The sequence below is a fragment of the Actinokineospora bangkokensis genome, from assembly GCF_001940455.1.
GTDB lineage: Bacteria > Actinomycetota > Actinomycetes > Mycobacteriales > Pseudonocardiaceae > Actinokineospora > Actinokineospora bangkokensis.
In genome coordinates this window covers 44,302-58,987 of sequence record NZ_MKQR01000021.1, presented here as the reverse complement: position 1 = coordinate 58,987, position 14,686 = coordinate 44,302, and the positions used below count along the sequence as shown (strand labels likewise).

At 74.2% G+C, this 14,686-nt stretch carries 14 protein-coding genes; 13 read left to right on the top strand and 1 reads right to left on the bottom strand.

Translation table 11 applies throughout. The features are described from left to right. The first annotated feature begins 417 nt into the window (after positions 1-417). A complete protein-coding gene (locus tag BJP25_RS20535; protein WP_075976618.1) occupies positions 418-621 on the top strand; it encodes a cold-shock protein in 204 nt (67 codons plus the stop codon). Between the two features lie 124 nt (positions 622-745). Here the strand turns inward: BJP25_RS20535 and BJP25_RS20530 are convergent, their stop codons facing one another. Continuing rightward, positions 746-1,417 (bottom strand): (2Fe-2S)-binding protein, encoded by a 672-nt coding sequence (locus tag BJP25_RS20530; protein ID WP_143219225.1) that lies wholly within the window; start codon positions 1,415-1,417, stop codon positions 746-748. Between the two features lie 136 nt (positions 1,418-1,553). Between BJP25_RS20530 and BJP25_RS20525 the strand changes: the two genes are divergently transcribed. The 12 genes from BJP25_RS20525 to rplS all read left to right on the top strand — a co-directional run bounded on the left by BJP25_RS20525 (position 1,554) and on the right by rplS (position 12,916). Next, positions 1,554-2,963 carry an ammonium transporter gene (locus tag BJP25_RS20525; RefSeq protein ID WP_084794266.1) on the top strand — a complete coding sequence of 470 codons (1,410 nt, stop codon included), beginning with the start codon at positions 1,554-1,556 and terminating at the stop codon, positions 2,961-2,963. Between the two features lie 5 nt (positions 2,964-2,968). Further along, positions 2,969-3,307 carry a P-II family nitrogen regulator gene (locus BJP25_RS20520; RefSeq protein WP_075976617.1) on the top strand — a complete coding sequence of 113 codons (339 nt, stop codon included), beginning with the start codon at positions 2,969-2,971 and terminating at the stop codon, positions 3,305-3,307. Positions 3,308-3,309: 2 nt separating this feature from the next. Then, positions 3,310-5,697, top strand: coding sequence for a [protein-PII] uridylyltransferase (locus BJP25_RS20515; RefSeq protein ID WP_084794264.1), 2,388 nt, complete (start codon positions 3,310-3,312; stop codon positions 5,695-5,697). 325 nt (positions 5,698-6,022) lie between these two features. Next, positions 6,023-7,561 carry a signal recognition particle protein gene (gene ffh / locus BJP25_RS20510; protein ID WP_075976616.1) on the top strand — a complete coding sequence of 513 codons (1,539 nt, stop codon included), beginning with the start codon at positions 6,023-6,025 and terminating at the stop codon, positions 7,559-7,561. Positions 7,562-7,573: 12 nt separating this feature from the next. Next, positions 7,574-8,647 (top strand): amidohydrolase family protein, encoded by a 1,074-nt coding sequence (locus BJP25_RS20505; RefSeq protein ID WP_075976615.1) that lies wholly within the window; start codon positions 7,574-7,576, stop codon positions 8,645-8,647. 84 nt (positions 8,648-8,731) lie between these two features. Further along, positions 8,732-9,484, top strand: coding sequence for a CPBP family intramembrane glutamic endopeptidase (locus BJP25_RS20500; RefSeq protein WP_075976614.1), 753 nt, complete (start codon positions 8,732-8,734; stop codon positions 9,482-9,484). Continuing rightward, the gene (locus BJP25_RS20495) at positions 9,481-10,230 is read left to right on the top strand and encodes a LamB/YcsF family protein (RefSeq protein WP_075976613.1); all 750 of its coding nucleotides are present in this window, start codon (positions 9,481-9,483) and stop codon (positions 10,228-10,230) included. Before BJP25_RS20500 ends, BJP25_RS20495 begins: the two co-directional genes overlap by 4 nt. Positions 10,231-10,408: 178 nt before the next feature. Further along, positions 10,409-10,843 (top strand): 30S ribosomal protein S16, encoded by a 435-nt coding sequence (gene rpsP, locus BJP25_RS20490; RefSeq protein WP_075976612.1) that lies wholly within the window; start codon positions 10,409-10,411, stop codon positions 10,841-10,843. Then, the gene (locus BJP25_RS20485; protein WP_035280809.1) at positions 10,840-11,079 is read left to right on the top strand and encodes an RNA-binding protein; all 240 of its coding nucleotides are present in this window, start codon (positions 10,840-10,842) and stop codon (positions 11,077-11,079) included. Before rpsP ends, BJP25_RS20485 begins: the two co-directional genes overlap by 4 nt. 28 nt (positions 11,080-11,107) lie before the next feature. After that, on the top strand, positions 11,108-11,644 hold the full coding sequence (gene rimM, locus BJP25_RS20480) for a ribosome maturation factor RimM (RefSeq protein WP_075976611.1): 537 nt from the start codon (positions 11,108-11,110) through the stop codon (positions 11,642-11,644). Positions 11,645-11,647: 3 nt separating this feature from the next. Continuing rightward, positions 11,648-12,418 (top strand): tRNA (guanosine(37)-N1)-methyltransferase TrmD, encoded by a 771-nt coding sequence (gene trmD / locus BJP25_RS20475; protein ID WP_075976610.1) that lies wholly within the window; start codon positions 11,648-11,650, stop codon positions 12,416-12,418. 138 nt (positions 12,419-12,556) lie between these two features. Further along, a complete protein-coding gene (rplS, locus tag BJP25_RS20470) occupies positions 12,557-12,916 on the top strand; it encodes a 50S ribosomal protein L19 (RefSeq protein ID WP_075976609.1) in 360 nt (119 codons plus the stop codon). Positions 12,917-14,686: the final 1,770 nt, after the last annotated feature.

Below are 14,686 nucleotides of genomic sequence, written 5' to 3'. Positions count from 1 at the left end.
CGCCGTGGCGCGGGAGCGGTGGGGCTGGGGCGGGTCGCGGCGCACGTCCGGTGTGGCGGTGCTGCGTCGTTGACCGGTGCTGCGTCGTTGCCTCGTGCTGCGCCGTCCGGTGCTGCGTCGTGCTGTGCAGCGTCGTGCTGTGCGTTCGGGCCGCGCGGGCAGGTCCTCGGCCGCCCTGGAACGCGTGCACCACCCAGCGTACACGCCGACGCAACCCTCCGTGTCGGCCACGTTGACCAACGCCGCGCGGCGTGCTCTACTGGTGGAGGTTGAAGATTTTTGTGTTCGTTCCCCATGACGCTCGCAGAAGTTTTTTCAGCGAGCGCTCCACCGGTGGATCCACAGTCTGCTCCGCGCTCGCGGCCCGGCGCGCTCGACCGAGCACGCGCCGAACACCCGATGCGACTGGAGAAGCGCATGGCTCAGGGCACCGTGAAGTGGTTCAACTCCGAGAAGGGCTTCGGCTTCATCAGCCCCGACGGCGGCGGCCCGGACGTCTTCGTCCACTACTCGGAGATCAACGGCGGCGGCTACCGCAGCCTGGACGAGAACGCCCGCGTGCAGTACGAGGTCGGCCAGGGCAACCGCGGCCCGCAGGCCACCGGCGTCACCGTCATCTGACGCACCGCGCCGGACCCCGGCGCACTGTCGACGCCCCGCCGCGCACGTCGCGGCGGGGCGTCGACGCGTCTGTGGGTCTCCAAGCCGTTGCCCGGGCGCACCCCCCCGTCGTGCCGGGGGCGGACTAGCCGCCGAACGCGGCGCGCAGCCTGCGCTCGCGCTCCGCGGGCTCCTGGCGCGGGCAGCTGGTGCACTTCGCCGACCCGGCCAGGTACAGCAGGCAGCACGACGAGCGCCGCACCACCGCATGACCCCGCACGGAAACAAAGCGCGGCACCGGCAGTGACGCTCCGACACCGCGCGCGAGCGCGACCGCCGTTTCCCCGGTGCCACCGGCCCACAGCACCCGATTCGCCAGGGAATCGCTGGCGATGGCCCAGAACGGCCGCTCGGAGGTGTCCAGCAGGTCGGCCAGGAGCCGGGCGAAGGAGCCGATCACCGCCGCCAGCGCCCGCCCCGGGTCGGGACTCACCGCGTCCGACCGGGCGGCCAGCAGTCGCCCATCCGGGTGGATGTAGACGGTCACCGCCCCCGGGTCGAGGGCAGTCCCGGTCACCACCAGTGATTCCACCGTGGGCGCCAACAGCACCGAGCTGAGCGAGTACCACCAGAGCGTGCCCAGCACCCGCGCGTCGTCGGTTCGGTGCATATCGGACGACGCGGCGATCCGCTCCCGCGCGGCCCCGGGCACCAGCAGTTCCGCGACACCCACGCCGACCAGCCCCGATGTCGCGGAACCGGCGTGGTGGGGGAGGCGGCGGGCCAGTCGGCCGTAGATGCCCGGTGCGTCAAGCATGGCGAGGTCACGTTACAGCCACGGGTCTGCCGCCGTCCCCGCGCGCTCCCGGCGGGAAACCTGGCCGTAACAGGACCAGGAGCGGAGTTCACGACGGGGAAACGTGGCGCACCCGGTTGCGAAACAGGCCCACTCGATGCTTCCCGCAATCAACAGTTCACGGGAGGACGATGTGAACGCAGGAGACACAGCCTGGGTGTTGGCGAGCGCGGCACTGGTCATGCTCATGACGCCGGGGCTCGCCTTCTTCTACGGCGGGATGGTGCGCGCCAAGAGCGTGCTCAACATGATCATGATGAGCTTCATCGCCCTGGCCGTGGTCAGCGTGCTGTGGGTGCTCTACGGCTACAGCCTCGCCTTCGGCAACGACGTGGGCGGCGGCCTGCTCGGCGGCGGCGACTTCCTCGGCATGAAGGGCGTCGTCGGCACCCTGGTGGGCACCGCGCCGACCGACGCCAACCAGCCGTGGGTCGACGGCCACCAGATCCCGCACCTGGTGTTCATCGTCTTCCAGCTGATGTTCGCCATCATTACCGCGGCGCTCATCTCCGGCGCGATCGCCGACCGCGCCAAGTTCTGGGGCTGGACGGTGTTCGTCGCCGTCTGGGTCACCCTGGTCTACTTCCCGGTCGCGCACTGGGTGTTCAACTTCAACGGCTTCACCGGCACCGACTTCGTCGGCGGCTGGATCGCGACCAAGCTGCAGGCGCTGGACTTCGCCGGTGGCACCGCGGTGCACATCAACGCCGGTGCCGCGGGCCTGGCGCTGGCCCTGGTGCTGGGCAAGCGCAAGGGCTGGCCGCGCGAGTCGATGCGCCCGCACAACCTCCCGTTCGTCATGCTGGGCGCGGGCCTGCTGTGGTTCGGCTGGTACGGCTTCAACGCCGGGTCCGCCCTGGGCGCCGGTGACCTCGCCGGTGTCGCCTTCCTCACCACCACCGTGGCCACCGCCGCCGCCGTCATCGGCTGGCTGATCGTCGAGCAGTTCCGCGACGGCAAGCCCACCACCCTCGGCGCCGCCTCCGGCGCGGTCGCGGGCCTGGTCGCCATCACCCCGGCCGCGGGCTTCGTCAACCCGATGGGCGCGCTGGCCATCGGCTTCATCGCGGGCATCGTCTGCGCCCTGGCCGTGAGCCTGAAGTACAAGCTGGGCTTCGACGACTCGCTCGACGTCGTCGGCGTGCACCTCGTCGGCGGCATCGTCGGCACCCTGCTCATCGGGTTCTTCGCGACCACCTCGGTGAACTCCGCCGGCCAGGACGGCCTGTTCGCGGGCGGCGGCCTCGCCCTGCTGGGCAAGCAGGCCACCGCGGCGGGCGTGGTGCTGGTGTACTCGTTCGTGCTGACCTTCATCATCGGCTGGGTCATCAACAAGACCATCGGCTTCCGGGCCTCCCAGGAGGACGAGGTCGCGGGCATCGACGAGGCCGAGCACGCCGAGAGCGCCTACGAGTTCTCCACCCTGCGCAGCGGCGGCTCGTCGATCACCAGGAACGCCGACGCGCTGGCCACGAAGGTCGCCGCCGGCTCGGGCAAGGAAGGCTGAGCGCCATGAAGCTGATCACCGCGATCGTCAAGCCGTTCACCCTCGACGACGTCAAGGCCGCCCTGGAGCAGATCGGCGTGCTGGGCATGACCGTCAGCGAGGTCCAGGGCTTCGGCCGCCAGAAGGGCCACACCGAGGTCTACCGCGGTGCGGAGTACTCGGTCGACTTCGTGCCGAAGGTGCGCGTCGAGGTGCTGGTCGACGACCCGACGGCGGAGAAGGTCGTCGAGGCCATCACCGGCGCCGCGCACACCGGCAAGATCGGCGACGGCAAGATCTGGGTGACGCCGGTGGAGACCGTGGTCCGGGTCCGCACCGGGGAGCGCGGGACGGACGCGATCTAGCAGTGGCACAGGGGGAGCGCGGCGCGGCCGCGAGCACCACCCCGACGGCGGCGGACCTGGTCCTCGCCCGCGACCGGCTCCTCGGCGCGGGCGGGACCAGGTCCGCCGGTCCGTCGGGACACCGCCTCGGCCCCGCCGCCCTGCGCGAGGCCCTCGCCGACCTGCACGAGTTCTGGCTGACCGCGCACGCCGCGCAGGCCGGGGTCGGCGGCCGCGGCGGGGGCGTCGCGCTGCTGGCGGTCGGCGGGCTCGGCAGGCGGGAGCTGGTCCCGTTCTCCGACCTGGACCTGGTGCTCGCCCACGACGGCCGCAAGCCGGTGGACGCCGTGGCCGAGCGGCTGTGGTACCCGCTGTGGAACTCCGGGGTCGGCCTGGACCACTCGGTGCGCACGGTCGGGGAGGCGCTGGACGTGGCCGCCAACGACCTGCGCACCGCCCTGGGCCTGCTCGACGCCCGGCACATGGCGGGCGACGCGGAGGTCACCGTGCGGCTGGCCACCGCCGCCCGCGAGCAGTGGCGCACCGGCGTGCGCAAGCGCCTCGGTGAGCTGATCGAGTCGGTGCGCAAGCGCTGGCACCGCGCGGGCGAGGTCGCGCACTGGGTCGAGCCCGACCTCAAGCACGGCCGCGGCGGCCTGCGCGACCTGGCCATCCTCGACGCCCTGGCGCTGGCCCAGCTCATCGACCGCCCCGGGCAGGACGTGGCCGCCGCGCACACCCTGCTGCTGGACACCCGCACCGAGCTGCGCCGGGTCGCGGGCCGTGCGCGCGACGTGCTGCGCCCGCAGGACGGCGACGAGGTCGCGGGCGCGCTCGGCATGGCCGACCGCTTCGCCCTGGCCAGGGCGCTGTCCGGGGCGGGGCGCACGGTCGCCTACGCCCTCGACGTCGCCCTGCGCTCCACCGGTGCCACCGGCCCCACCCGCAAGGTGCTGGGCCTGGTGCGCCGCCAGCCCGAGCGCCGCCCGCTGGACGAGGGCGTGGTGCTGCACGGCACCGAGGTCGCCCTGGCCCGCGACGCCGACCCGGGCAAGGACCCCGGCCTGCTGCTGCGGGTGGCCGCCGCCGCGGGCCGCACCGGCCACCCCGTCGCCCCGATCGCGCTGAGCAGGCTCGGTGAGTCCGCCCCGGAGCCGCGCGCCCCCTGGCCCGCCGAGGTGCGCCAGGACCTGGTGGCGCTGCTGGGCTCCGGCGAGGGCCTGACCGACGTGGTGGAGGCGCTGGACCGCACCGGCCTGTGGGCGCGGCTGTTCCCCGAGTGGGGCGCGGTGCGCGACCTGCCCCCGCGCGACGCCGCGCACGTCTGGACCGTCGACCGGCACCTGGTGCAGACCACCGTCAACGCCTCCCGGCTGGTGACCTCCGTCTCGCGCCCGGACCTGCTGCTCATCGGCGCGCTGCTGCACGACATCGGCAAGGGCCGCGGCCAGGACCACTCCGTCGTCGGCGCCGCGCTGGCCACCCAGGTCGGCGGGCGGCTGGGCCTGCCCGCCGCGGACGTGGCCGTGCTCTCCGCGATGGTGCGCCACCACCTGCTGCTGCCGCACACCGCCACCCGCCGCGACGTGCAGGACGACGCCACCGTCGAGCGCGTGGTGCAGACCCTGGGCGGCGACCCGGTGCTGCTGGAGCTGCTGCACGCGCTCACCGAGGCCGACTCGCTGGCCACCGGCCCCGGGGTGTGGACCGACTGGAAGGCCCGGCTCACCGCCGAGCTGGTCGACCGGGCCAGGGCGGCCATGGCGGGCACCCCGCTGCCCGCCGAGGAACCCCTCGACGACGCGCAGAAGGCGCTGGCCGAGGCCGTGGCCCGCTCCGGCAGGCCGGACATCCTCGTCGACACCGTCGACCGGCTGTCGACGATCACGCTGGTGGCCAAGGACTTCCCCGGCGTGCTCTCGCGCGCGGCCGGGGTGCTGGCGCTGAACTCCCTGGAGGTGCACGCGGCCACCGCGGGCAGCCACGGCGGGGCGGCGATCAGCGCGTTCTCGGTGACGCCCCGGTTCGGCTCGCTGCCCGACCCGGCGCTGCTGCGCGAGCAGTTCGCCCGCGCGGTCGGCGGGTCGCTGGACCTGCCGGAGAAGCTGGCCGCCAAGGAGCGCGACTACGGCGGCCGCGCCGAGGACGCCCCCGAGCCCAAGGTGCTGTGGTTCGACAACGAGGCGGGCGGCCCGGAGTCCGCCGCGGTGGTGCTGGAGCTGCGCGCGGCCGACCGCATCGGCCTGCTGCACGCGGTGGCCGACGCCCTTGAGCGCAGCGGCGTCGACGTGCTCTGGGCCCGCGTCGCCACCCTGGGCGGCTCGGCGGTCGACTCGTTCAGCTTCGCCGCGGGCACCACCCCCGGCTGGCGCCGGGCCATCGAGGTCGCCGTGCTCAAGGCCGCCCGCTGACCCCACCGGGTTGAGTAGTCCTACTCAGGTACAGGTGGGTGCCTTCGCGCTGGGGTGACCCGCCCGGCGGCGGAAGACTTGCGCTCGTCCAACAGGGGCGCGGACCACTGGCCGGGGAGGGTCGGCGGGCCGCGCCGCAGGGGGACTCCGGGCGGGGCCCTCGCGAGGGGTGGGGCCCCTCCCGGGCACCTCCGCGCGGGCACGGGCTCGGCTCGGGGTCCGGTGGGACTACCCTGGGGGGACAGCCGCCGTCGACCCGCGCCCGATGTCCTCCTGACAGGCCCCTGACCGACCTGCCTCCCTGACCGACCTGGAGTGCCGCTCCGTGTTCGACACCCTCTCCGACCGCCTGACATCCGTCCTGCAGAACCTGCGGGGCAAGGGCAGGCTCACCGACGCCGACATCGACGCCACCGCGCGGGAGATCCGCATCGCGCTGCTGGAGGCCGACGTCGCGCTGCCGGTCGTGCGCACGTTCATCTCCCGGGTCAAGGACCGGGCCAAGGGCGCCGAGGTCTCCGCCGCGCTCAACCCCGCGCAGCAGGTCGTCAAGATCGTCAACGAGGAGCTCGTCGCCATCCTCGGCGGGGAGACCCGGCGGCTCAACCTGGCCAAGAACCCGCCCACGGTGATCATGCTCGCTGGTCTGCAGGGCGCCGGTAAGACCACGCTGGCAGGCAAGCTCGCCAAGTGGCTCAAGGGGCAGAACCACACCCCGCTGCTGGTGGCCTGCGACCTCCAGCGCCCCAACGCGGTCAACCAGCTCCAGGTCGTCGGCTCGCGGGCCGAGGTCGACGTGTTCGCCCCCGAGCCGGGCAACGGCGTCGGGGACCCGGTCGACGTCGCCCGCCGCGCCATCGACGAGGCCCGCCGCACCCAGCACGACATCGTCATCGTCGACACCGCGGGCCGCCTCGGCGTCGACGAGGAGCTGATGCGCCAGGCCGCGGACATCAAGGTCGCCGTCGGCGCCGACGAGGTCCTCTTCGTCGTCGACGCCATGATCGGCCAGGACGCGGTGTCCACCGCCGAGGCCTTCCGCGACGGCGTCGGCTTCACCGGCGTGGTGCTGACCAAGCTCGACGGCGACGCCCGCGGTGGTGCCGCGTTGTCGGTCCGCGAGGTCACCGGCGCGCCCATCATGTTCGCCTCCAACGGCGAGGGCCTCGGCGACTTCGACGCCTTCCACCCCGACCGGATGGCCTCGCGCATCCTCGGCATGGGCGACGTGCTCACCCTCATCGAGCAGGCCGAGCAGCACTTCGACCAGGCGCAGGCCGAGCAGGCCGCGGCCAAGATCGGCAAGGGCGAGCTGACGCTGGAGGACTTCCTCGAGCAGATGCTGGCCGTGCGCAAGATGGGCCCGATCGCCAACCTGCTGGGCATGCTGCCCGGCGCCGGGCAGATGAAGGACGCCCTGGCCCAGGTCGACGAGAAGCACATCGACCGGCTGCAGGCGATCATCCGCGGCATGACCCCGGCCGAGCGGCAGGACCCGAAGATCATCAACGCCTCCCGGCGGCTGCGCATCGCCAAGGGCTCCGGCGTCGAGGTCCGCGAGGTCAACGACCTGGTCAACCGGTTCTACGACGCCCGCAAGATGATGCAGCAGATGGCGGGCCGCTTCGGCATGCCCGGCGCGGGCGGGCGCGCGGCCAACCGCAAGGGCAAGAAGGGCAAGAAGGGCAAGGGCCGCGGCCCCACACCGCCCAAGGTGCGCGGCGGGATGCCCGGGTTCCCCGGTGGGTTCCCCGGCGGCGGCTTCCCCGCGGGCATGCCCGACATCTCCGGCATGCCGCCCGGCCTGAACGAGCTGCCCCCGGGCTTCGACCCGTCGCGGCTGAAGTTCCCCAAGGGCAAGTAGCCGGGGGACGCCATGACCGCGCTGCACCTGCGTGGCGTCGTGCTGCCCGGGCACGACGAGCAGGACCTCTGGGTCGTCAACGGCCGCGTGCGCACCGCGCCGGTGCCCGGCGCCCAGACCGTCGTCGACGGCGGGTTCCTGCTGCCCGGGCTGGTCGACGCGCACTGCCACGTCGGCATCGGCCCCGACGGCCCCGTCGACCTGGAGACCGCCGCCCGCCAGGCCGAGACCGACCGGGACGCGGGCACCCTGCTCATCCGCGACTGCGGCGCCCCGATCGACACCCGGCCGCTCCAGGAGCGCCTGGATCTGCCCCGCATCATCCGCGCGGGCAGGCACCTGGTGCGCCCCAAGCGCTACATCCGCGCCCTGGGCGTCGACGTCGAGGACCCCGCCGACCTGCCCGCCAGGGTGGCCGAGCAGGCCGAGTACGGCGACGGCTGGGTCAAGCTCGTCGGGGACTGGATCGACCGCGACACCGGCGACCTGGCCCCGCTGTGGTCCGACGACGTGCTGCGCGCCGCCATCGACGCCGCCCACGCCGCGGGCGCGAAGGTCACCGCGCACGTCTTCGGCGAGGACGCGCTGCCCGGCCTGGTCGGCGCGGGCATCGACTGCATCGAGCACGGCACCGGCCTGACCAGCGACGTCATCGCGGACATGGCCGCGCGCGGCACCGCCCTGGTGCCCACGCTGATCAACGTCGAGAACTTCCCCGACATCGCCGCGAAGGCGTCGAAGTTCCCCGCCTACGCCCGGCACATGCGCGACCTGCACGCCCGCGCGGGCGCCATGGTCGCGGAGGCCGTCGAGGCGGGTGTCACCGTCTACGCGGGCACCGACGCGGGCGGCGGCATCCGGCACGGGCGCATCGTCGACGAGATCACCGCCCTGCACGCCGCGGGCATGACCACCGAGCAGGCCCTGGCCGCCGGGTCCTGGGCCGCGCGCTCCTGGCTGGGCTTCTCCGGGCTGTCCGAGGGGTCGCCCGCCGACCTGCTGGCCTTCGACACCGACCCGCGCGCGGACCTGTCGGTGCTGCGCTCGCCCACCCGGGTCGTCCTGCGCGGGCGCGTCCTGGCCTGACCGGCGCGCTCGCCCCGGCCGCGGGGTAGGTCGCTCAGGCTAGGGTGGGTCCACCGCAGGAGCTTCGAGCCGGGGGAGGGACGGTTGGCCGCACCGCTGCCCCGCGAGCCGCAGGAGGTCCCCGAGGTCGACCCCGTGCCGCAGCACCGCTGGGGCTTCGGCGCGTTCCTCCTGGTGATGGCCGTGTTCCTGCTCTCGGCGGTGGTCATCGACGCGGTGTTCCAGTCCTCCGGCGGCACGCCCGACCCGGTGACGGTGATCCTGGTCGGCACCATCGTGCCCACCTTCCTCGCCACCCTGCTCACGCTGCTGATCACCAAGGTGCGCGGCAACGGGCCCAAGGTCGACCTGCGGTTCTCCTACAACCGCGACGACCTGCGCACGGGGCTGAAGTTCGGGCTCATCGGCCTGGTGTGCACCACCGTCGCGGCGGCCATCTGGTCCAGCGCCGTGGGCAAGGGCAACGCCACCTCCGCGCTGGGCGCCCTGGTGGACAGCCAGACCATGCCCGCCGTCGCCGCGGTCGTGCTGTTCGTCTACGTGTGGCTGGTTGGCCCGCTGTTCGAGGAGATCCTGTACCGCGGCCTGCTCTGGGGCGCCCTGGAGCGGCTGCGCTGGGGCCAGTGGGCGGTGTTCTGCCTCACCACCGTGATCTTCGCGATCAGCCACCTCGAACCGCTGCGGACCTCGCTGCTGCTGGTCATCGGCATCCCGATCGGCCTGGCCAGGCTGGTCACCGGCAGGCTCGGCGCCAGCGTGGCCGCGCACCAGATCAACAACTTCCTGCCCGCCCTGGCCACGCTGCTGATCAGCCTGGGGGTGGTCCCCGCGTCATGACCCCGCTCGACCTCAACGCCGACCTGGGGGAGGGCTTCGGCGCCTGGCGGCTGACCGACGACGAGGCCCTGCTGGAGGTCGTCACCTCCGCGAACGTGGCCTGCGGCTTCCACGCCGGGGACGCCACGACGATGCGCGCGGTGTGCGCCACGGCCGCCCGCCGGGGGGTGGTCGTCGGCGCCCAGGTCTCCTACCGCGACCTCGCGGGCTTCGGCCGCCGGTTCATTGACGTCGACCCGGCCCAGCTCGCGGACGAGGTGCTGTACCAGATCGGCGCCCTGGAGGCGTGCGCCCGCGCGGCGGGCACCCGGGTCGGCTACGTCAAACCGCACGGTGCCCTCTACAACGCCACCGCCCACCACCGGGCCCAGGCCCGCGCCGTCGTCGAGGGGGTGCGCGCCTTCGCGGACCTGCCCGTGCTCGGCCTGCCCGGCTCCGAGCTGCTGGCCGCCGCCGGGGACGCGGGCGTCGCGGAGGCCTTCGCCGACCGCGGCTACACCCCCGGGGGCACCCTCGTCCCCCGCCGCGAGCCCGGCGCCCTGCTCGCGGGCGTGGACGCCGTCGTCGCGCGGGCGCTGCGGCTGGCCGAGCGCGGCGAGATCGAGGCGGTCGACGGCACCGTGCTGCGCACCGGCGCGCGCTCGCTGTGCCTGCACGGCGACACCCCCGGCGCGGTGGACAACGCCAGGGCGGTCCGGGCCGCGCTCACCGGGGTGGGCGTGGCCATCGGCGCCTTCGCGGGCTGAGACCCCGCCCGGTTGGGACCCGCGCGGGCCGTCTGGCACAATTGGCTGCTGTCCGTCGAGGCCGGACCCTCTCACCGCGCCCCGATGCCGAATCCTTCGGCCGCCGCACCCGGATCCCCACTCGGGACGCGACGTCCACACCGTCTCCACCCGAGAGCTTTGAGGAGTACCCGCTACCGTGGCTGTCAAGATCAAGCTGCAGCGCCTGGGCAAGATCCGTGCGCCGTTCTACCGCATCATCGTGGCCGACGCGCGCACCCGCCGCGACGGCAAGGCCATCGAGACCATCGGCCGCTACAACCCCAAGCAGGAGCCCAGCCTCATCGAGGTCGACTCCGAGCGGGCCCAGCACTGGCTGGGCGTGGGCGCGCAGCCGACCGACCCGGTGCTGGCCCTGCTGAAGATCACCGGTGACTGGCAGAAGTTCAAGGGCCTGCCCGGTGCCGAGGGCACCCTGCGCGTGGCCGAGGCCAAGCCGACCAAGCAGGAGCTGTTCGAGGCCGCGCTCAAGGCCGCGGGCGAGGAGCCCTCGACCGAGGCGACGACCCCGAAGAAGAAGTCGGCGCCGAAGAAGGACGACAAGCCCGCCGAGGCCGAGGCCGCGGCCGAGTGAGTGCCCTCGCCGACGCCCTCGAGCACCTGGTGCGCGGCATCGTCGACAACCCGGACGACGTGCAGGTCGAGCTGGTGACCAACCGGCGCGGCCGCACCCTCGAGGTGCACGTCAACCCCGAGGACCTGGGCAAGGTGATCGGCCGGGGCGGGCGCACCGCCACCGCGCTGCGCACCGTGATGGCCGGGGTCGGCGGGCGCGGCATCCGCGTCGACGTCGTCGACACCGACCACTGACCGCCCAGCGACGCCCCGGGATCGACGCATGACCGAGCAGGACCTGGTCGTCATCGGCCGGGTGGCCAAGGCGCACGGCATCCGCGGCGAGCTCGCCGTGGAGCCGCGCACCGACAACCCCGAGCAGCGCTTCGCGCTCGGGCGCGTCATGACCGCCCGGCCGAGGGGCGCCCCGGCGCGCACCCTGACCCTCTCCGCCGTCCGCGAGCACACCGGCAGGCTGCTGGTGCGCTTCGAGGAGGTCCCGGACCGCACCGCCGCCGAGGAGCTGCGCGGCGCGCTGCTGCTCGCGGGCACCGGCGAGCTGGCCCCCACCGGCGACCCGGACGAGTTCTACGACCACGAGCTCGAGGGCCTGGCCGCCGAGCTGGCCGACGGCACCCGGGTCGGCACCGTCCGCGAGGTCACCCACGGCCCCGGCGGCGACCTGCTGGTGCTCGACGCCGACGGCCGCGAGCTGCTGGTGCCGTTCGTGCGCCAGATCGTGCCCACCGTCGACGTGGCGGGCGGGCGCGTCGTGCTCGACCCCCCCGAGGGCCTGCTCGACCCCGGGGCAGCGGGCTGACCCGTGCGCATCGACGTCGTCACGATCTTCCCCGAGTACCTCGAACCCCTGCGCGCGGCGCTGCTCGGCCGCGCCATCGAGCGCGGCTTGGTCCAGCTGGCCGTGCACGACCTGCGGGCCTGGACCCACGACGTGCACAAGGCCGTGGACGACAGCCCCTACGGCGGCGGCCCCGGCATGGTGATGAAGCCCCAGGTCTGGGGCGACGCGCTCGACGAGGTGTGCGCGGGCGACCCGCCCCCGCGCCTGGTGGTGCCCACCCCCGCGGGCCGCCCGTTCACCCAGGCGCTCGCCCACGAGTACGCCGCCGAGCCCCGGCTGGCCTTCGCCTGCGGCCGCTACGAGGGCATCGACCAGCGCGTCGTCGACGACGCGGCCACCCGGATGAGCGTGGACGAGGTCTCCATCGGCGACTACGTGCTCGTCGGCGGCGAGGTGGCGGTGCTCACCATCGTCGAGGCCGTGGTCCGGCTGCTGCCCGGCGTGCTCGGCAACCCCGCCTCCCACCAGCAGGACTCGTTCTCCGACGGGCTGCTGGAGGGTCCCAGCTACACCCGCCCGGAGGTGTGGCGCGGCCGCCCGGTGCCGGACGTGCTGCGCTCGGGCAACCACGCGGGCATCGCCCGCTGGCGCCGCGACCAGGCGCTCACCCGCACCGCCGAGCGCAGGCCGGACCTGCTGGCCGCCCTGCCCGACGGCGCGCTGGACAAGCGCGACCGGGCGCTGCTGGCCGAGCTCGCGGGGGCCGATTTCGCCCCCGGCGACCCGGCATGACATACTTTCGAGGTTGACGCGCCCGGCGGTGCCGGGATGCGCGCACCCAAGCCCCCTTCCAGGCTGGTTCTCCAACGGCGTCGCGCCGTCCCCGGCCGGGAGGAACGAAGACATCTCCAAGGACGAGGACGGACTCCGATGAACACCCTGGATGCCCTGGACGCCAAGTCGCTGCGTTCCGACATCCCGGCCTTTCGCCCGGGCGACACGCTGAAGGTGCACGTGCGGGTCATCGAGGGCACCCGGTCCCGCGTCCAGGTCTTCCAGGGCGTCGTCATCCGCCGCCAGGGCGGTGGCATCCGGGAGACCTTCACCGTGCGCAAGGTGTCCTTCGGCGTGGGCGTGGAGCGCACCTTCCCGGTGCACTCGCCCAACATCGCCGAGATCGAGGTCGCCAAGCGCGGCGACGTGCGCCGGGCCAAGCTGTACTACCTCCGCGAGCTGCGCGGCAAGGCCGCCAAGATCAAGGAGAAGCGCGAGCCGCTGCCCGTCTCCTGACACGGGTAGCACATCGGCTCACGTACCCTGACATGCGTGGTCGACCGTCCTCAACGCAGCGCGCACCCGGATCCCGCAACCGATCCGGTGCAGCGCCGTCCCGGGGCGGTCGACCACGAGTCGTCTCGGGGTAGTTCCCCCCGGACCACCCCCGCCGACGAGCCCCCGGCCCCTGCCAGGCACAGCTCCGGGTCCTCCCGGGCCAACGGTCACCACGACCGCGCCGGCGCCCACACCGCAGGCGGCCCGGCGAGCACCGGTCGCGCCACCAACGGCGCCTCCGGCGGCGGCAGTCACGCCGCCCACGGCACCCACTCGAACGGCTCCGGCGCACACGTCCCCAGCGCGGGCAACGGCCACGCCGCGAACCGCTCCCACTCGAACGGCTCCGGTGCGCATGGCTCAGCTACGGGCAGCGGTCACGCCGTGAACGGTTCCCCCTCGAAGGCCCCCGGTGCCGCAGGCACGGGCAGCGGCCCGGCCGCACGCTCCGACGACCCTGCCCGCCCTGCCGACCCCGCGTCGCGCGCGGCGTACGTCCCGGAGGTCCCCGACCTCCCGCAGCTGGAACCCCTCGAACCCGAGTTCTGGTTCGGCGCCCCCCTCGACGAGGACAGCACCACCCCGAACGGCGACTGGCCCTCCATCCCGGCCGACGACCGCACCCCCCTCGGCCCCGACAAGCCGATCCAGCCCTCGGAGTGGTTCCCGGCCAGCGCCGCCGAGTCCGCCGAAGCGGCCCGCCGCGCAGCCGAGGACGAGCCCGCACCCGCCGACGAGCCCCCGTCGGACGCATCCCGGCGCTCCCCGGACCTGACCGCCCCCAGCCTCGGCACCCCCCGCCCCACCCGCGCGGCCCGTCGAGCAGCCGAGGAACAGCAGTCCCGGATGCCCACCGGCCCCATCTCCCGCAGGCCGAGCCCGAACACCGCGAACGACGACGAGGCGAACCCCACCGCCACCCCCGAGTCGTCCCGCCGCACCACCTCCGACGCCCCGAGCCCCCAAGCCCCCGGCAGCGCCGACCACGCGCCCGCGGGAACCCGCTCCAGCGCAGAGCCCCAGCTGACAACCCAGCTGTCCCGCCGCGCGGCCACGGATTCACCGCGCTCCCAAGCCACCGACAGCGCGGAGCACGCTTCCCCGCGCATTCGCCCCGGCGCTGAGCCGCAGCCGACAACGGAGTTGTCCCGCCGCGCGGCCCCCGGCTCGACGGGCGCCCAGGATGCCGACAGCGCTGAGCAGGCGTCCGGCGAGGCTGGGCAGACTTCCCAGCGGGTTGGCCGTGGCGCCGATCCGCAGCTGACGACGGAGTTGTCCCGCCGCGCGGCCCCCGGCTCGACGGGTGCCCAGGGTGCCGACATCGCTGACCAGGGCAATGCAGAGCAGGGCAGTGCCGAGCAGGGCAGTGCCGAGGCGCAGCACACCACCCAGCTCTCCCGCCGCACTGGCGAGCAGGAGACCCCCGCGCCGACCACCCGCGCCGCCCGCCGCGCCGCGGAGGAAGCGGCCGCGGCCTACCGGGGTGGTTCCGCCGACCAGGCCGCGCAGCCGACCGAGGTGCGCCGGTCCACGCCGGAACCCACCACGGAGATCGCCCGCGACCCGGACGCGGGCTCCCGCTCGCGCAAGCCGCTGCCCCCGGCGTTCTTCGACTCCTCCTTCAACTCCCAGCTGCGCCCGGACGTCGCCTCCAGCCCCGGGATGCGGCCGGTCCCGCCCCCGGCCGCGGACCCGCGGGACCGCTCGGCCGTCCAGCACACCGAGCCC